We start from the raw sequence: 16,487 nt of genomic DNA, 5'->3' as shown, positions 1-16,487 counted from the left end.
GTCCGTTGCGTTTGGCCGAAGGCATGTCCGAACCGTAATTTCTGATCCAGCACGTGCCAGGAACGGCGCGGGATTTGCTCACGACAGGTTGTCTCTATGCACCGCAGGAATTTGCTCAAAGCGTCCATGGCCATTGCGGCTTACACCGGTTTATCGGCCAGCGGCCTGCTCGCCGCGCAGGCTTGGGCCGGCAACCGTGCCGCCGACGGGAAGGCCGTGGCGTTCGACTTCGAAACGCTCAAGGCCCAAGCCAAGCAGCTCGCCGGGACCGCGTACAAAGACACCAAACAGGTGCTGCCGCCCACGCTGGCGACCATGACACCACAGAATTTCAACGCCATCGGCTACGACGGCAACCATTCGCTGTGGAAGGAACTGAACGGCCAGCTCGACGTGCAGTTCTTCCACGTCGGCATGGGTTTCAAGACGCCGGTGCGCATGCACAGCGTCGACCCCAAGACCCGTGAGGCCCGCGAAGTGCACTTCCGCCCTTCGCTGTTCAACTATGAAAAAACCACGGTCGACACCAAGCAACTGACCGGCGACCTGGGTTTCTCCGGTTTCAAACTGTTCAAGGCGCCGGAACTGGATCGCCATGACGTGCTGTCGTTTCTCGGTGCCAGCTACTTCCGCGCGGTGGATTCCACCGGCCAATACGGCCTTTCCGCACGTGGCCTGGCGATTGACACCTACGCGAAGAAACGCGAAGAGTTCCCCGATTTCACGCAGTTCTGGTTCGAAACCCCGGACAAGAACGCCACCCGCTTTGTGGTCTACGCCCTGCTCGACTCGCCGAGCGCCACCGGCGCCTACCGCTTCGATATCGACTGCCAGGCCAACCAAGTGGTGATGGCCATCGACGCGAATATCAATGCGCGCACCACCATCGAGCAACTCGGCATCGCGCCGATGACCAGCATGTTCAGCTGCGGCACGCACGAGCGTCGCATGTGCGACACCATCCACCCGCAAATCCACGATTCGGACCGCCTGGCGATGTGGCGCGGCAACGGCGAGTGGATCTGCCGCCCGTTGAACAATCCGGCCAAGCTGCAGTTCAACGCGTTTGCCGACACCGACCCGAAAGGCTTCGGTCTGGTGCAGACCGACCACGAATTCGCCAGCTACCAGGACACCGTCGACTGGTACAGCAAGCGCCCGAGCCTGTGGGTAGAACCGACCACCGCCTGGGGCGAAGGCTCGATCGACCTGCTAGAGATCCCCACCACCGGCGAAACCCTCGATAACATCGTGGCCTTCTGGACCCCGAAAAAACCCGTGGCCGCCGGCGACTCGCTCAACTATGGCTACAAGCTCTACTGGAGCGCCCTGCCGCCTGTGAGCACGCCGCTGGCGCAAGTCGATGCGACGCGCTCCGGCATGGGCGGCTTCACCGAAGGTTGGGCACCGGGCGAGCATTACCCAGAGGTCTGGGCGCGCCGCTTTGCCGTGGACTTCAAGGGCGGTGGCCTGGACCGCTTGCCAGCGGGCACCGGGATCGAGCCGGTTGTGACCTGCTCCCACGGTGAAGTGAAAGACTTCAGCGTGCTGGTGCTCGACAACATCAAGGGCTACCGCATCCTGTTCGACTGGTACCCGACCAGCGACAGCGTTGAGCCCGTAGAGCTGCGGCTGTTCATCCGCACCCAGGACCGCACCTTGAGTGAAACCTGGTTGTATCAGTACTTCCCGCCAGCGCCGGAGCTGCGTAAGTACACCTGATAGCCAATCGGGTAGCAGGCTTGTGTGGGAGGGGCACCGCCCCTCCCACATTTGTTCTGCATCGATTCTAGAACCGCGACACACTTTTCATCGCCCCTATCAGATACCGCATCGCCACCTGGTCACTCTCGGTCAGGGCGCGATACTGCGCGAGCAATTCGGCTTCATCCGAACTCAACCTGCTGGCGCGCAAGAACCCTCTGCGCGACAGAAACGACGCCACTGCACCCGCAACACCGTAAGACTTGGCCATGGACTGCTTCTCCTGATAACGATCAAAAACTCCTGGCGCCCATCCCCGCATCCCATGAAGCGCAATGCCTGCGTGGGCAAAAAGACTGACTGCCTGGGCCAGTCGTCAGACTTACCCTAAGCGTAGAAACAATCTCATCACGCGTGGGATTTTTTTAGAGTATTCACTTAAAAAAACGCTTGGGTAACAAATACCTACAGGCATTTCTCACGACTCGCCCAAGAAAAAACCCACCGGTTCAGGGTGGGTTTCGCTGGAGCACACGGCAGATCAATCCCTCAGGTCAGACTCATGAATCGGCTGATCCCGATGGGTCGCGCGTTGGTACTGCGCCGGCCAGGTCGCCTTGCGCCCGCCCAGGTCGTCGTCGGCATGCAGCGGCCAGTACGGGTCGCGCAGCAGCTCGCGGGCCAGGAAGATGATATCGGCCTGGCAGGTGCGCAGGATGTGCTCGGCCTGGGCCGGTTCGGTGATCATGCCGACGGTGCCGGTGGCGATACCCGATTCCTTACGCACCCGTTCGGCGAAACGCGTTTGGTAGCCGGGCCCGGTGGGGATCTCGGCATTGGCGGCGGTGCCGCCGGAGGACACGTCGATCAGGTCCACGCCCAGGCTTTTGAGGCGGCGCGCCAGTTCCACGGTTTCATCGGGGTTCCAGCCGTCTTCCACCCAGTCGGTGGCCGACACCCGCACAAACAGCGGCAGCTCCTGGGGCCAGACTTCGCGCACTGCCTCGGTCACTTGCAGCACCAGACGGATACGGTTTTCAAACGAGCCGCCGTACTGGTCCTGGCGCTGATTGCTGATCGGCGAGAGGAATTGATGCAGCAGGTAACCGTGGGCCGCATGAACTTCCACCACTTCAAAACCGGCGGTGAGTGCGCGCTTGGCGGCGGCGACAAAGTCGGCGATCACCTGTTGGATCTGCCCTTCGTCCAACTGCCGGGGTTGGGTGTGCTGCGGGTCAAAGGCAATCGGCGACGGCCCTACCGGCACCCAGCCGCCGTCTTCTGGCTTGACGCTGCCGTGCTTGCCGATCCACGGGCGATGGGTGCTGGCCTTGCGCCCGGCGTGGGCCAATTGGATGCCCGCCACCGCGCCTTGGGCGGCAATGAACCGGGTGATGCGTTGCAGCGGTTCGATCTGTTCGTCGTTCCACAGCCCCAGGTCTTCGGCAGTGATGCGGCCATCGGCAGTCACGGCGGTGGCTTCAGTGAAAATCAGGCCGGCGCCGCCGACTGCACGGCTGCCGAGGTGGACGAGGTGCCAGTCATTGGCCAGGCCATCGACACTGGAGTATTGGCACATCGGCGACACCGCAATGCGGTTGAGCAGGGTCAATTGGCGCAGGGTATAGGGTTCGAGCAGCTGACTCATGGCGCACCTCTTCTGGGTTCTGTGGGCACTATTCAAACAGTGCTTAGAGCCTAGTCGACAACAACCGATTGCACAGGGTTCAGAAGCAAAGCGGGAGCCGATTGCCGGCCCCCGTGCTGCACAGGTTTACATTTCGACCTGGGTACCCAGCTCGATCACCCGGTTTACCGGGAGCTTGAAGAAGCGCAGGTTACCGTTGGCATTCTTCAACATGAAGGCGAACAAGGCCTCGCGCCAACGGGCCATGCCCTTGATGCGCGAGGCGATCACGGTTTCACGGCTGAGGAAATACGTGGTGCGCATCGGGCTGAAATCCAGGTCATCCAGGTGGCACAACTTCAACGCCTCAGGCACGTCCGGCTCGTCGGTAAAGCCGAAGTGCAGGATCACCCGGAAGAACCCTTCTCCGTAGGAATCCACCTCAAAACGCCGCGCAGCCGGCACACGCGGGATGTCTTCGTACACCACCGTCAGCAGCACCACTTGCTCATGCAGCACCTGGTTATGCAGCAGGTTGTGCAACAACGCATGAGGCACAGCGTCCGGGCGAGCAGTGAGGAACACCGCGGTGCCCTGCACGCGATGGGGCGGCTGCACGCGGATACTGCTGATAAAGATCGGCAGCGGCAGACCGCCTTCGTCGAGGCGCTCCACCAGCAATTGCTTGCCGCGTTTCCAGGTGGTCATCAACACAAACAGCACGATCCCCGCCAATACCGGGAAGGCACCACCCTGGATGATCTTGGGCACGTTGGCCGCAAAGTACAGGCCGTCTACCAACAAGCAGCAGACCAGCACCGGCACGGCCAGCACCGGTGGCCACTTCCACAGCAGCAGCATCACGGCCGACACCAGGATAGTGGTCATCAGCATGGTCCCGGTCACCGCCACGCCGTAGGCCGACGCCAGGGCATTGGAGGACTCGAAGCCCAGCACCAGCAGGATCACACCGACCATCAGCGACCAGTTCACCGCGCCAATGTAGATCTGGCCCTGTTCGGCGCTGGAGGTGTGCTGAATGTGCATGCGCGGGATATAACCCAACTGGATCGCCTGGCGCGTCAACGAGAACGCCCCGGAAATCACCGCCTGGGAGGCAATCACCGTGGCCAGGGTCGACAACACTACCAGGGGGATCAGCGCCCAGCTCGGCGCCAGCAGGTAGAACGGGTTGCGCGCGGCTTCCGGGTCGCCCAGCAGCATGGCGCCCTGGCCGAAATAGTTGAGCACCAGCGCCGGCAGCACCAGGATGAACCAGGCACGCGCGATGGGTTTGCGGCCGAAGTGACCCATGTCGGCATACAGCGCCTCGGCTCCGGTCAACGCCAGCACCACCGCGCCCAGGATGGCCACGCCAATGCCGGGGTGCGCCTCGAAGAAGCGCACGGCCCACATCGGGTTCATCGCCTGGAGCACTTCAGGGTGCAGGGTGATGCCATACACACCGAGGCCGCCCAACACCAGGAACCAGGTGACCATCACCGGCCCGAACAGCTTGCCGATGCGATCGGTGCCGTGTTTCTGGATCAGGAACAGCGCCACCAGCACCACCAGGGCGATGGGCACCACCCATTTTTCCAGGCCGTCGAAGGCCAGTTCCAGGCCTTCCACCGCCGACAACACGGAAATCGCCGGCGTGATCATACTGTCGCCATAGAACAGCGCCGCGCCACACAGGCCGCACACCACCAGAAAACTGCGCAGCTTCCTGCGCTCACCCGCCGCGCGTCGCGCCAGCGCCGTGAGGGCCATGATGCCGCCTTCGCCCTGGTTGTCGGCGCGCAGTACGAACAGCATGTATTTGATCGATACCACCCAGATCAGCGACCAGAAGATCAGCGCCAGGATCCCCAATACCCCGTCATGGTTGACCTGCACCCCATAACCGCCGTTGAACACCTCTTTAAGGGTGTAGAGCGGGCTGGTGCCGATATCGCCATACACCACCCCGACCGCTGCCACCAGCATGCCAATCGGCTTGGCGTTTGACTGCTCGGCACCTGCTGCCTGACTACTCGCGTGACCCATCAACCACTCCTGCCCTTTGACCTGCGGTCTTTTATAAACAACGCGTCTAAGCTGACCCTAGCATGCGCTGTTTTACTTCTCGTAACAGACGTTTTATTGACCCAGGAGTTTTACCCGTGCGCAACGGCGCGAAGCATAGCGCAGCACTCGTCGCATTTCCCTGCATAAAGCTGGTCAAGTGCGTTGCCCGTCGCTAGAATTGCGCACTTTTTGATCAGAGGCGCACCAAGCGCCCGTCCGCAGCCCTGTCGTGCCCGACTGGCGGCGTCATTCAATACCGAGGTTAGACATGTCCACCACCATCGCAAAGGCCAACCCCAAGGTTGGCTTTGTTTCCCTGGGTTGCCCAAAGGCCCTGGTCGACTCCGAACGCATCCTGACCCAACTGCGCATGGAAGGTTATGACGTGGTGTCCACCTACCAGGACGCCGACGTGGTGGTGGTCAACACCTGCGGCTTCATCGACTCGGCCAAGGCGGAGTCGCTGGAAGTGATCGGCGAAGCCATCAAGGAAAACGGCAAGGTCATCGTGACCGGCTGCATGGGCGTGGAAGAAGGCAATATCCGCAACGTGCACCCAAGCGTGCTGGCCGTGACCGGCCCGCAGCAGTACGAGCAGGTGGTCAACGCCGTGCACGAGGTAGTGCCGCCGCGTCAGGACCACAACCCGCTGATCGACCTGGTGCCGCCGCAAGGCATCAAGCTGACCCCGCGCCACTATGCCTACCTGAAGATTTCCGAAGGCTGCAACCACAGCTGCAGCTTCTGCATCATCCCGTCGATGCGCGGCAAACTCGTCAGCCGCCCGGTCGGTGACGTACTGGACGAGGCCCAGCGCCTGGTCAAATCCGGCGTCAAAGAGCTGTTGGTGATCTCCCAGGACACCAGCGCCTACGGCGTCGACGTGAAATACCGCACCGGTTTCTGGAACGGCGCGCCGGTGAAAACCCGCATGACCGAGCTGTGCGAAGCCCTCAGCAGCCTGGGTGTGTGGGTGCGCCTGCACTACGTTTACCCGTACCCGCACGTGGACGAGCTGATCCCGCTGATGGCCGCCGGCAAGATCCTGCCGTACCTGGACATCCCGTTCCAGCACGCCAGCCCAAAAGTGCTCAAGGCCATGAAACGCCCGGCCTTCGAAGACAAGACCCTGGCGCGCATCAAGAACTGGCGCGAGATCTGCCCCGAGCTGATCATCCGCTCCACGTTCATCGTCGGCTTCCCTGGCGAAACCGAAGAAGACTTCCAGTACCTGCTGGACTGGCTGACCGAAGCGCAGCTGGACCGCGTGGGTTGCTTCCAGTACTCGCCGGTGGAAGGTGCTCCGGCCAACCTGCTGGACCTGGCCGTAGTGCCGGACGACGTCAAGCAGGACCGTTGGGAGCGTTTCATGGCGCACCAGCAGGCGATCAGCTCGGCGCGCCTGCAACTGCGCATCGGCAAGGAAATCGAAGTGCTGATCGACGAAGTCGACGAGCAAGGCGCGGTCGGCCGTTGCTTCTTCGATGCGCCGGAAATCGACGGTAACGTGTTTATCGACGATGCCAGCGGCTTGAAGCCGGGCGACAAGGTCTGGTGCACCGTGACCGACGCCGACGAATACGACCTGTGGGCTGAAAAGCGCGACTGATCGGTGTAAAAATTTGAAAAAGCCCTGCTTCTGGACAAGATGCGGGGCTTTTTTAGGTCTATCGTTTTGCTCATCGACGCCAATCATCGGCAAGGGGCAGCGGGCATGCGTCAGCATTCGGTCATCCACACACCTAAAACCAGCGACTACGCCGAACTGGCGCGAATCTGGGAGGCTTCGGTACGCGCCACGCATGATTTTCTGCCGGACAGTTACATTGTGCTGCTGAAAAATCTGGTGCTGACCCGCTACCTGGATGCCGTGATGCTGATCTGCACCAAGGATGCGCGCCAACGTATCACCGGCTTTGCCGGGGTCGCGGCGGGCAAGGTCGAGATGCTGTTCATCGACCCGCAGCACCGCGGCCAGGGCCTGGGCCGCCAATTGCTTGGGTATGCGATCGAACACATGAACGCCGACGCGCTGGACGTCAACGAACAGAATCCGCAGGCGCTGGGCTTTTACTTCAAGCAAGGCTTCGAGGTGATCGGGCGCACCGAGCATGATGGCCTGGGCCAGCCGTACCCGTTATTGCATCTGCGGGTGCGCCAACAGCATCTGCGCAGTGGCTGACACACACCGAACAAATATGGCGCTTGCTCGCGAAGGCGGTGTGTCAGCCACCTGATGGGCTGCCTGGTCTATCGCTTTCGCGAGCAAGCCCGCTCCCACATTTTGAACCCTGTACCTACCGATAAAGCTACGGCACTGAAATGGAGCCGGGATTAACCGGCGCCAGGCAGGTACAATAGCCGCCCCCTTTTGTTACGGCCCTTGTCATGACTGACCCCATACGCCTCTCCAAACGCCTTATCGAACTGGTCGGTTGCTCCCGTCGGGAGGCTGAGCTGTTTATCGAAGGCGGCTGGGTCTCGGTGGACGGTGAAGTGATCGACGAGCCGCAGTTCAAGGTCACCACCCAAAAGGTCGAACTCGACCCCGAGGCCAAGGCCACCGCACCGGAGCCGGTGACCATCCTGCTGCACGCCCCCGCTGGCGTGGACGCCGAGACAGCGATGGCCTCGATCAGCGCCGAAACGCTGTCTGAAGAACACCGCTTCGGCAAGCGCCCGCTCAAGGGCCATTTCCTGCGCCTGACCGCCAGCGCCGACCTGCAAGCCAAGGCCAGCGGCCTGTTGGTGTTCACTCAGGATTGGAAAATCCTGCGCAAGTTGACGGCCGATGCCGCCAAGATCGAGCAGGAATACGTGGTGGAGGTCGAAGGCGACATGGTTGCCCATGGCCTTAACCGCCTGAACCACGGCCTGACCTACAAAGGCAAAGAGCTGCCGGCGGTCAAAGCCAGCTGGCAGAACGAAAACCGCCTGCGCTTTGCGATGAAAAACCCGCAGCCAGGTGTGATCGCGCTGTTCTGCGAAGCGGTCGGCTTGAAAGTCATCGCCATCCGCCGCATCCGCATCGGCGGCGTGTCCATCGGCAAGGTGCCCGTGGGCCAATGGCGTTACCTGTCCGGCAAAGAGAAGTTCTAAGCCGCTCCCCTTTTCTCGACACCGCCTGATGGGCGGTGTCCTCAGTTGAATACCAGGATTGCCCACCATGATTCACAACGACGTACTACGCAGCGTGCGCTACATGCTCGACATCAGCGACAACAAGATGGTCGAGATCATCAAGCTCGGTGGCATGGACGTGACCAAGGACGACCTGCTGACCTACCTCAAGAAAGATGAGGAAGAAGGTTTTGTGTTTTGCCCGGACGAGGTGATGGCGCACTTCCTCGATGGCCTGGTGATCTTCAAGCGCGGCAAGGACGAAAGCCGTCCGCCGCAGCCGATCGAAACCCCGGTGACCAACAACATCATCCTGAAAAAGCTGCGCGTGGCCTTCGAACTCAAGGAAGACGACATGCACGCCATCCTCAAGGCCGCCGAGTTCCCGGTGTCCAAGCCTGAGCTGAGCGCGCTGTTCCGCAAGTTCGGCCACACCAACTACCGCACCTGTGGCGACCAGTTGCTGCGCAACTTCCTCAAGGGCCTGACCCTGCGGGTTCGCGCGTAAGCCATGAGCTACAACGTCTCCCCCGTCGGCTTCGTGCGCTCCTGCTTCAAGGAGAAGTTCGCCATCCCACGCCAACCGCAACTGGCGCCCGCCGCCCGCGGCGTGCTGGAGTTGGTGGCGCCGTTCGACGGGGGTGAGGCGGTGCAGGGTCTGGAACAGGTCAGCCATGTGTGGCTGTTGTTTCTGTTCCATCAGGCGCTGGAAGACAAGCCCCGCCTGAAAGTGCGCCCGCCCCGCCTGGGCGGCAACGCGTCCATGGGCGTATTTGCCACCCGCGCGACCCACCGGCCCAACGGCATCGGCCAGTCAGTAGTGAAGCTGGACAAGGTAGAGCCGGGCCGGCTGTGGATATCCGGGATTGATCTGCTCGATGGCACACCGGTGTTGGATATCAAGCCGTACGTGCCGTATGCCGACATTATCGACACGGCCACCAACAGCATCGCCAGTGGCGCGCCGCAGCTGATTCCGGTGCAGTGGCTCAAGACTGCGCTGCAACAGGCACAAGGCCATGCTCAGCGCCTTGGCGAGCCGTTGGTAGCGTTGATTGATCAGTGCCTGGCACAGGACCCACGGCCGGCGTATCAGACGCCGGGGCCTGAACGCGAATACGGTGCGCAGTTCTGGGATGTGGATGTGCGTTGGCACTATCCCGAGGCCGGGATGATTTGTGTGCTGGAAGTGGTTCCGGCGGGATAAACCGCAAACCAAATGTGGGAGGGGGCTTGCTCCCGATTGCAGTGTGTCAGTCAACAGAGATGTTGAATGTACAACCGCTATCGGGAGCAAGCCCCCTCCCACATTTGGATCTACTGTGTTGCAAAGTCAGCACATGGCCAGACTGTCTTACTTCTCGACGAACGCACGCTCGATCAAGTAATCACCCGGCTCACGCATACGAGGCGAAACTTTCAGACCGAAGCTGTTCAACACTTCGCTGGTTTCGTCCAACATGCTCGGGCTGCCGCACAGCATGGCGCGGTCGTCCTCGGGGTTGATCGGCGGCAGGCCGATGTCGCTGAACAGCTTGCCGCTGCGCATCAGGTCGGTCAGGCGGCCTTCGTTTTCGAACGGCTCGCGGGTCACGGTTGGGTAGTAGATCAACTTGTCACGCAGCGCCTCGCCGAAGAATTCGTTCTGCGGCAGGTGCTCGGTGATGAATTCGCGGTAAGCGACTTCGTTGACGTAACGCACGCCGTGGCACAGGATCACTTTTTCGAAACGCTCGTAGGTTTCCGGGTCCTGGATCACGCTCATGAATGGAGCAAGGCCAGTACCGGTGCTGAGCAGGTACAGATGCTTGCCCGGCTTCAAATCGTCAAGCACCAGGGTGCCTGTCGGTTTTTTGCTGATGATGATCTCGTCGCCTTCCTTCAAGTGCTGCAATTGGGAAGTCAGCGGGCCATCGGGCACCTTGATGCTGAAGAACTCCAGATGCTCTTCCCAGTTCGGGCTGGCAATGGAGTAAGCGCGCATGAGCGGGCGGCCGTTAGGCTGTTGCAGGCCGATCATCACGAACTGACCGTTCTCGAAGCGCAGGCCCGGATCGCGGGTGCACTTGAAGCTGAACAGAGTGTCGTTCCAGTGATGAACACTGAGGACACGCTCGTGGTTCATGTTGCTCATGTACGGGGGACTCCTGGAAATGGGTCTGCGCCAAAGATGAGGTGCGCAATTGCACAGCATTCTAATGGCGGCGACAATATCTGTTAACTGGATTATTAAGATAAGGGTTATCGGTTATATCGATATGCGATTTACTCTCCGTCAACTGCAAGTATTCGTCGCCGTCGCCCAGCAGGAAAGCGTCTCGCGCGCTGCTGGCCTTCTGGCCTTATCTCAATCCGCCGCCAGCACCTCGATCACCGAGCTGGAGCGCCAATCCAGCTGCCAATTGTTCGACCGAGCCGGTAAACGCCTGAGCCTCAACGCCCTTGGTCACCAGCTGTTGCCCCAGGCGGTGGCGCTGTTGGACCAGGCCAAGGAAATCGAAGACCTGCTCAACGGCAAGTCTGGCTTCGGCTCCCTGGCGGTCGGCGCCACCCTGACCATCGGCAACTACCTGGCCACCCTGCTGATCGGCAGCTTCATGCAGCAGCACCCCGAGAGCCAGGTGAAACTGCATGTGCAGAACACGGCGAATATCGTGCACCAGGTTGCGCATTACGAAATTGACCTGGGTCTAATCGAAGGCGACTGCAGCCACCCGGACATCGAGGTACAAACCTGGGTCGAAGACGAACTGGTGGTGTTCTGCGCGCCGCAGCATCACCTGGCCAAGCGCGGCGTGGCCACCCTGGAAGAGCTGACCCATGAAGCGTGGATCCTGCGCGAGCAAGGCTCCGGCACCCGCCTGACCTTTGATCAGGCCATGCGCCATCACCGCAGCTCGCTGAACATTCGCCTGGAGCTTGAACACACCGAGGCGATCAAGCGGGCGGTGGAGTCGGGGCTGGGGATTGGCTGTATTTCCCGGCTGGCGCTGCGCGACGCGTTCCGCCGTGGCAGCCTGGTGCCGGTGGAAACCCCGGACCTGGACCTGGCCCGGCAGTTCTATTTCATCTGGCATAAACAGAAGTACCAGACCTCGGCCATGCGCGAGTTCCTGGAACTGTGCCGCACCTTCACCGCCGGGGTTCAGCGCAGCGACGAAATCGTGCTGCCGAGCATCGCCTGAGCCTTAGATCAGGATCACGGCCCACACCAGGGTGATCATGGTCAGCGCCACAAATTGAGCGGCGCTGCCCATGTCCTTGGCATTCTTGGACAGTGGGTGACGGTCCAGGGAAATACGGTCGATGGCCGCTTCTACCGCCGAATTGAGCAACTCGACGATCAACGCCAGCAGGCACACGGCGATCAGCAACGCACGCTCGACCCGGCTGACACTCAGGAAAAAGCTCAGCGGGATCAGGATAACGTTGAGCAACACCAACTGACGGAACGCCGCCTCGCCCGTGAACGCCGCGCGCAAGCCATCCAGGGAGTAACCCCCTGCATTGAAGATACGTTTGATACCGGTTTGACCCTTGAAAGGCGACATAGACGTAGTCAACTGAACTGAAAGAGTGGGAAAACTAGATCACGCAAAGTCAAAAAAGCGTGAACAGGTAACAGCTTAATGCTGGGAAATTGACTCAAGTTGTTGCAACAACAGCGCGGCCTGGGTGCGCGTGCGCACGCCCAGCTTGCGGAAGATCGCCGTCACGTGGGCCTTGATGGTCGCTTCCGACACGCTCAGCTCGTAGGCAATCTGCTTGTTCAGCAACCCTTCGCACACCATGGTCAGCACCCGGAACTGCTGGGGTGTCAGGCTGGCCAGGCCATCACGCGCAGCCTTGGCTTCGTCGGAGACGTTGACTTCTTCAAACGCTTGCGGCGGCCAGGACACGTCACCATCCAGCACGGTGCGCACCGCCTTCTGGATATCTTCCATCGCGCTGGACTTGGGAATGAAGCCACTGGCGCCAAACTCCTTGGAGCGCACCACCACGTCGGCTTCTTCCTGGGCCGAAACCATCACCACGGGGATCTGTGGGTACTGCCCGCGCAGCAAAACCAGGCCCGAAAAACCATAGGCACCCGGCATGTTCAGGTCGAGCAGCACCAGGTCCCAGTCGGATTTTTCGGTAAGACGGGCTTCCAACTCGGCAATGCTGGCCACTTCGACCAGCCGCACGTCCGGGCCGAGGCCCAGGGTTACCGCTTGATGCAGCGCACTGCGAAACAGCGGATGGTCGTCGGCTATCAGGATTTCGTATGTGGCCATCGATTAAATGATCCTGTTTTTTATGGCAGCCCTGATGGGTTCAGGGTTCGCCAATACACAAGGCAACGGCCAGGCAGCCATCACCACAGGGTACGCTCAACGCCAAAAGCACTGGAAACGACGTCGAAAATTCACGCTTGCACCCCAATCGGCGCCCAGCATGCCCAGCGTAGCCTGGGGGGTCAAGCACTACGCCCGTGGGCATTTTAGCGAGTTGCCAGTGTTGGGTGCCATCATGCAAACGTCGTCTGGCTATACCGCCGCTATATAGGGCGCAAGACGAGTATGGACGATGTCTGTCGAGGCCAGCGGCAACTGGAACTTGGCAGCCAGATAATGGGTGCTGAATACATCAAGGTAGGCGTCCAGCACTTCACTGGCCGCGCCATCGTCGGCCAACTCCAGGCACAGCGCCGCGACTTCGGCGGTGCAGAAATGGTCATCGCGTTTGGAGCGGCGCAGTTTGTAGCGCGAGAGCTGCTCGGGCGCCAGGCTCAAGACCGGCAAGTGCTCAAGATAGGGGCTTTTGCGGAACATCTTGCGCGCTTCACTCCAGGTGCCGTCCAGCAGGATGAACAACGGGCGCTTGCCCTCATTCACCGTCACTTCGCTGACCACGCGCTCGGGCGCAACGAATTCACCGGGGAACACGATGTAAGGCTGCCACTGCGGGTCGGCCAGCAAGGTGAGCAAGTCCGGGTCGACCTCGGTACGCGACCAGGCAAAGGCCGTGGTGTCGTCGATCACATCGGCGATCAGCCAGCCGGTGTTGCTGGGTTTCATCGGCTCGACGTCATGCATCAGCAGGCACATGGCAGACCTGGCCTCGACCTGAGGGCGCCAGGCACACAGGCAATACTCAGGGATCACGCGGCAGCCAGGGCAGCGTTCGGCACGCGAGCCCCGATTGAGAAAGGGCCGCACGGCGCGAGCCAAACGTTGGGTACGCAGGCGGGAAACGGCGTGGCTCATCGGAGGCGCCGCAGGGAGAGGTAACTCGACACGTAAAAAACTCGTGGAAGGCTGAAGTGGCCGCAGTTTACCAGCGATACGCCTGGCTGTAGTGGCAAGCCGTCACCTATAATCGCGCGCCACTGAACGCACAGCGCAGTGGCTGGTCTATGCACCAGTAACCGAATCAGGAGAGTTTCATGCTGCGTTCCATGCTGCGCCTTGCTGCCCCATCCGTCGCCCTTGCGCTGGTTCTGCCCGTGGGCGCCCAGGCGGCCTCGCTGCTGGAGGCTCAAATGAACAAGAAGCTGCAAAGCGTCGCGGCGGAAAGCAACAAGGACCTGCCACGTGAAATCGACGAAAAAACCCTGGAAGTTGCTTACACCGTTGAGGGCATGCAACTGATCGATCACCTGAGCGTCATGTCCGACCGCGCCGAACAGATGCGCGCCAACCCCAAGGCTGTGTATTTCCAGCTGGGTCAGAGCGTGTGCCTGAACAAAGGTTACCGCGAGCTGATGGCCAAGGGCGCAGTGATGCGTTACGAAATCACCGAGAACAAGACCAACCGCCCGGTGGCGTCGGTCAAGTTTGTCGAAGCGGACTGCCCGGCACCGGCTGCGGCGAAGAAGAAAAAGTAAGCACCGTTTGACCTCCGCGCGCTGCTGCCCAGTGGCGCGCCCTCCCCCCGCTTCAATTACCCCTGCTGCTGATCGCCGTGTCGCATGACCAATAAGCGGTTGCCAGCCAAGGGTTTTTCGGCCCATGATCAGCTCATCCCAACCTCGCGTTCACAACGGTTTCCACGCCGTTCTGTAACAATTTCAGGGCAAAAGAGGGTTGCCCTCCTGCGAGTTGCAGTGCAATGGTTTTTTAAATCACAAGGAACATACAGAGCGCGCTTTGCCGCCTGGCAACCAGGTGCTATGCCTTGGGCATGCAACGACACATGCAGTGTCGTGGCCGAACGAATCTCTCGCCGTCGGCCCAGCCTCTGTGAAGAAGGAGACGTTGAATGCCTTACGAACCGAATGACAGCCTGCTCCAGCATTTTGAAAAAGACGGCGCCGACCTCACGCAAGAGGTCGAAGCCCAACTCCAGCTGATCGCCCCTGACAGCCCGAATATCCCCCTGTATCGCGACATGATCCTCACCGTGCTACGCATGGCCCAGGACGACCGTAACCGTTGGAACGCCAAGATTACCTTGCAGGCCATCCGCGAACTGGACCACGCGTTCCGTGTGTTGGAGCAATTCAAGGGCCGACGCAAAGTCACGGTATTTGGCTCTGCACGTACGCCCGTGGAAAGCCCGCTGTATGCACTGGCCCGTGAAGTGGGCGCCGCCCTGGCGCGCTCGGACCTGATGGTGATCACCGGCGGCGGCGGCGGCATCATGGCAGCGGCGCACGAAGGCGCGGGCCTGGAACACAGCCTGGGCTTCAACATTACCCTGCCATTTGAACAGCATGCCAACCCGACCATTGATGGCACCGAGAACCTGCTGTCTTTCCATTTTTTCTTCACTCGCAAGCTGTTTTTCGTCAAAGAAGCCGATGCGCTAGTGTTGTGCCCCGGCGGTTTCGGCACCCTGGATGAAGCACTGGAAGTGCTGACCCTGATCCAGACCGGCAAGAGTCCGCTGGTACCCGTGGTATTGCTGGATGCGCCAGGGGGTGGTTTCTGGCAAGGCGCACTAGACTTCATTCGCAGCCAGCTGGAGGCCAATCGCTACATATTGCCCACCGACCTCAAGCTCGTGCGGCTGGTGTACAGCGCTGAAGAAGCGGTGGAGGAGATCAACCAGTTTTATGCCAACTTCCATTCCACGCGCTGGTTGAAACGCCAGTTTGTGGTGCGCATGAATCACCCGCTCAGTGATCGCGCTCTGGCCCACTTGCAAGTCGAATTTGCCAGCCTGCGGCTGAGTGGGGAGTTCCAGCAACTCGCCTATACGGGGGAGGAGCATGATGAGCCGAGGTTCAGCCATTTGACGCGCTTGGTGTTCAACTTCAATGGCCGGGATCAAGGCCGACTGCGGGAATTGGTGGACTACATCAACTTGCCCGAGAACTGGGCACAGGCTCAGGGCAAAGCACAGCAGCGCGTGGCGCCGGAACCGGCGTGAATTTTTAGGTAAAAAAAAAGCCCCACTATTTTCATAGTGGGGCTTTTTTGTGGTGTTGCGGTAGACCGGTGCTAACACGATTGGGCCGCTACTCAGCCCAGCGGAAGCCAGCTCTCTCGCCGCATTAGCGCGCGCCTGCTCAGTCGTCCATGCTCCGACCACTCAATAGGCGACTGATCATCTCCATCGAAAACCCGCGATAGCTCAGAAAGCGGCCTTGCTTCGCACGTTCCCTGGCATCAATGGGTAGATGGCCAGCAAACTTGCGCCGCCAAGTGTCTTCCAACTGCGCCTGCCAACTGATACCACACTCTCGCAAGGCAAGGTCAATATCGGCGCGTTGCAGGCCGCGCTGGCTCAGCTCTTCACGAATCCGCGCCGGGCCATAGCCCGAGCGGGCTCGGTAGGACACAAAACTTTCGAGATAACGGGACTCCGACAGCAACCCTTCTTCCGTCAAACGGTCAAGGGCAGTGTCGATCATCTCGGGGTCCGCACCGCGCTGACGCAGTTTACGCGTCAGCTCGACTCGACCATGCTCGCGGCGAGCGAGCAAGTCCATCGCAGTGCGCCGAACGGCGACGAGTGTATCCAGTACAACAGTCATCGC

General features: G+C 60.6%; 17 protein-coding genes. 9 read left to right on the top strand and 8 right to left on the bottom strand.

The features are described 5' to 3' along the window. Positions 1–96 precede the first annotated feature (96 nt). On the top strand, positions 97–1,722 hold the full coding sequence (locus tag GIW02_RS07620; protein WP_236413729.1) for a glucan biosynthesis protein D: 1,626 nt from the start codon (positions 97–99) through the stop codon (positions 1,720–1,722). A 67-nt stretch (positions 1,723–1,789) separates the two neighbouring features. Here GIW02_RS07620 and GIW02_RS07615 read toward each other — a convergent pair whose 3' ends face one another. The 3 genes from GIW02_RS07615 to GIW02_RS07605 form a co-directional block, all read right to left on the bottom strand. After that, a complete protein-coding gene (locus tag GIW02_RS07615) occupies positions 1,790–1,975 on the bottom strand; it encodes a hypothetical protein (RefSeq protein ID WP_236413731.1) in 186 nt (61 codons plus the stop codon). A gap of 270 nt (positions 1,976–2,245) precedes the next feature. Continuing rightward, positions 2,246–3,352, bottom strand: a complete 1,107-nt coding sequence (locus GIW02_RS07610; protein WP_236413733.1) for an NADH:flavin oxidoreductase/NADH oxidase — start codon at positions 3,350–3,352, stop codon at positions 2,246–2,248. A 126-nt stretch (positions 3,353–3,478) separates the two neighbouring features. After that, entirely contained in the window at positions 3,479–5,380 is a 1,902-nt protein-coding gene (locus tag GIW02_RS07605; protein ID WP_236421813.1) for a potassium transporter Kup, read from the bottom strand. A gap of 289 nt (positions 5,381–5,669) precedes the next feature. Between GIW02_RS07605 and rimO the strand changes: the two genes are divergently transcribed. The 5 genes from rimO to tsaA all read left to right on the top strand — a co-directional run bounded on the left by rimO (position 5,670) and on the right by tsaA (position 9,728). Then, the gene (rimO, locus tag GIW02_RS07600; RefSeq protein WP_003231334.1) at positions 5,670–7,010 is read left to right on the top strand and encodes a 30S ribosomal protein S12 methylthiotransferase RimO; all 1,341 of its coding nucleotides are present in this window, start codon (positions 5,670–5,672) and stop codon (positions 7,008–7,010) included. Between the two features lie 105 nt (positions 7,011–7,115). Then, positions 7,116–7,583, top strand: a complete 468-nt coding sequence (locus GIW02_RS07595; RefSeq protein ID WP_236413737.1) for a GNAT family N-acetyltransferase — start codon at positions 7,116–7,118, stop codon at positions 7,581–7,583. A gap of 206 nt (positions 7,584–7,789) precedes the next feature. Then, on the top strand, positions 7,790–8,500 hold the full coding sequence (locus GIW02_RS07590; RefSeq protein ID WP_078047152.1) for an rRNA pseudouridine synthase: 711 nt from the start codon (positions 7,790–7,792) through the stop codon (positions 8,498–8,500). A gap of 67 nt (positions 8,501–8,567) precedes the next feature. Then, positions 8,568–9,029 carry a YehS family protein gene (locus tag GIW02_RS07585; RefSeq protein WP_032893248.1) on the top strand — a complete coding sequence of 154 codons (462 nt, stop codon included), beginning with the start codon at positions 8,568–8,570 and terminating at the stop codon, positions 9,027–9,029. A 3-nt stretch (positions 9,030–9,032) separates the two neighbouring features. Then, a complete protein-coding gene (tsaA, locus tag GIW02_RS07580; RefSeq protein WP_236413739.1) occupies positions 9,033–9,728 on the top strand; it encodes a tRNA (N6-threonylcarbamoyladenosine(37)-N6)-methyltransferase TrmO in 696 nt (231 codons plus the stop codon). Between the two features lie 147 nt (positions 9,729–9,875). Here the strand turns inward: tsaA and fpr are convergent, their stop codons facing one another. Then, positions 9,876–10,655 (bottom strand): ferredoxin-NADP reductase, encoded by a 780-nt coding sequence (gene fpr / locus GIW02_RS07575; protein ID WP_003189055.1) that lies wholly within the window; start codon positions 10,653–10,655, stop codon positions 9,876–9,878. Positions 10,656–10,779: 124 nt separating this feature from the next. Between fpr and GIW02_RS07570 the strand changes: the two genes are divergently transcribed. Beyond that, on the top strand, positions 10,780–11,706 hold the full coding sequence (locus GIW02_RS07570; RefSeq protein WP_236413741.1) for a LysR family transcriptional regulator: 927 nt from the start codon (positions 10,780–10,782) through the stop codon (positions 11,704–11,706). Between the two features lie 3 nt (positions 11,707–11,709). On the opposite strand, the gene GIW02_RS07565 is transcribed toward GIW02_RS07570, so the two are convergent. The 3 genes from GIW02_RS07565 to GIW02_RS07555 all read right to left on the bottom strand — a co-directional run bounded on the left by GIW02_RS07565 (position 11,710) and on the right by GIW02_RS07555 (position 13,770). After that, positions 11,710–12,072, bottom strand: a complete 363-nt coding sequence (locus tag GIW02_RS07565; RefSeq protein WP_034096172.1) for a diacylglycerol kinase — start codon at positions 12,070–12,072, stop codon at positions 11,710–11,712. A 75-nt stretch (positions 12,073–12,147) separates the two neighbouring features. Then, the gene (gene erdR / locus GIW02_RS07560; RefSeq protein ID WP_236419556.1) at positions 12,148–12,798 is read right to left on the bottom strand and encodes a response regulator transcription factor ErdR; all 651 of its coding nucleotides are present in this window, start codon (positions 12,796–12,798) and stop codon (positions 12,148–12,150) included. A 252-nt stretch (positions 12,799–13,050) separates the two neighbouring features. Continuing rightward, a complete protein-coding gene (locus tag GIW02_RS07555; RefSeq protein ID WP_236419557.1) occupies positions 13,051–13,770 on the bottom strand; it encodes a tRNA-uridine aminocarboxypropyltransferase in 720 nt (239 codons plus the stop codon). A 179-nt stretch (positions 13,771–13,949) separates the two neighbouring features. On the opposite strand from GIW02_RS07555, the gene GIW02_RS07550 reads away from it, so the two are divergent. Both GIW02_RS07550 and GIW02_RS07545 read left to right on the top strand, forming a co-directional pair. After that, positions 13,950–14,390, top strand: a complete 441-nt coding sequence (locus GIW02_RS07550) for a PA3611 family quorum-sensing-regulated virulence factor (protein ID WP_236419559.1) — start codon at positions 13,950–13,952, stop codon at positions 14,388–14,390. A gap of 374 nt (positions 14,391–14,764) precedes the next feature. Next, positions 14,765–15,877: an LOG family protein gene (locus tag GIW02_RS07545; RefSeq protein ID WP_236419561.1), complete on the top strand. Its 1,113-nt coding sequence runs from the start codon at positions 14,765–14,767 to the stop codon at positions 15,875–15,877. 139 nt (positions 15,878–16,016) lie between these two features. Here the strand turns inward: GIW02_RS07545 and recX are convergent, their stop codons facing one another. Next, entirely contained in the window at positions 16,017–16,484 is a 468-nt protein-coding gene (gene recX / locus GIW02_RS07540) for a recombination regulator RecX (protein WP_236419564.1), read from the bottom strand. Positions 16,485–16,487 lie beyond the last annotated feature (3 nt).

The sequence above is a fragment of the Pseudomonas syringae genome (assembly GCF_021606685.1).
In the GTDB taxonomy this organism is placed as follows: domain Bacteria; phylum Pseudomonadota; class Gammaproteobacteria; order Pseudomonadales; family Pseudomonadaceae; genus Aquipseudomonas; species Aquipseudomonas syringae_R.
This window is presented reverse-complemented; position numbering and strand designations above follow the sequence as displayed.

Coding starts and splice junctions, on each gene's coding strand:
- GIW02_RS07620 (WP_236413729.1), top strand. CDS start 97: ATGCACCGCAGGAATTTGCTCAAAGCGTCCATGGCCATTGCGGCTTAC.
- GIW02_RS07615 (WP_236413731.1), bottom strand. CDS start 1,975: ATGGCCAAGTCTTACGGTGTTGCGGGTGCAGTGGCGTCGTTTCTGTCG.
- GIW02_RS07610 (WP_236413733.1), bottom strand. CDS start 3,352: ATGAGTCAGCTGCTCGAACCCTATACCCTGCGCCAATTGACCCTGCTC.
- GIW02_RS07605 (WP_236421813.1), bottom strand. CDS start 5,380: ATGGGTCACGCGAGTAGTCAGGCAGCAGGTGCCGAGCAGTCAAACGCC.
- rimO (WP_003231334.1), top strand. CDS start 5,670: ATGTCCACCACCATCGCAAAGGCCAACCCCAAGGTTGGCTTTGTTTCC.
- GIW02_RS07595 (WP_236413737.1), top strand. CDS start 7,116: ATGCGTCAGCATTCGGTCATCCACACACCTAAAACCAGCGACTACGCC.
- GIW02_RS07590 (WP_078047152.1), top strand. CDS start 7,790: ATGACTGACCCCATACGCCTCTCCAAACGCCTTATCGAACTGGTCGGT.
- GIW02_RS07585 (WP_032893248.1), top strand. CDS start 8,568: ATGATTCACAACGACGTACTACGCAGCGTGCGCTACATGCTCGACATC.
- tsaA (WP_236413739.1), top strand. CDS start 9,033: ATGAGCTACAACGTCTCCCCCGTCGGCTTCGTGCGCTCCTGCTTCAAG.
- fpr (WP_003189055.1), bottom strand. CDS start 10,655: ATGAGCAACATGAACCACGAGCGTGTCCTCAGTGTTCATCACTGGAAC.
- GIW02_RS07570 (WP_236413741.1), top strand. CDS start 10,780: ATGCGATTTACTCTCCGTCAACTGCAAGTATTCGTCGCCGTCGCCCAG.
- GIW02_RS07565 (WP_034096172.1), bottom strand. CDS start 12,072: ATGTCGCCTTTCAAGGGTCAAACCGGTATCAAACGTATCTTCAATGCA.
- erdR (WP_236419556.1), bottom strand. CDS start 12,798: ATGGCCACATACGAAATCCTGATAGCCGACGACCATCCGCTGTTTCGC.
- GIW02_RS07555 (WP_236419557.1), bottom strand. CDS start 13,770: ATGAGCCACGCCGTTTCCCGCCTGCGTACCCAACGTTTGGCTCGCGCC.
- GIW02_RS07550 (WP_236419559.1), top strand. CDS start 13,950: ATGCTGCGTTCCATGCTGCGCCTTGCTGCCCCATCCGTCGCCCTTGCG.
- GIW02_RS07545 (WP_236419561.1), top strand. CDS start 14,765: ATGCCTTACGAACCGAATGACAGCCTGCTCCAGCATTTTGAAAAAGAC.
- recX (WP_236419564.1), bottom strand. CDS start 16,484: ATGACTGTTGTACTGGATACACTCGTCGCCGTTCGGCGCACTGCGATG.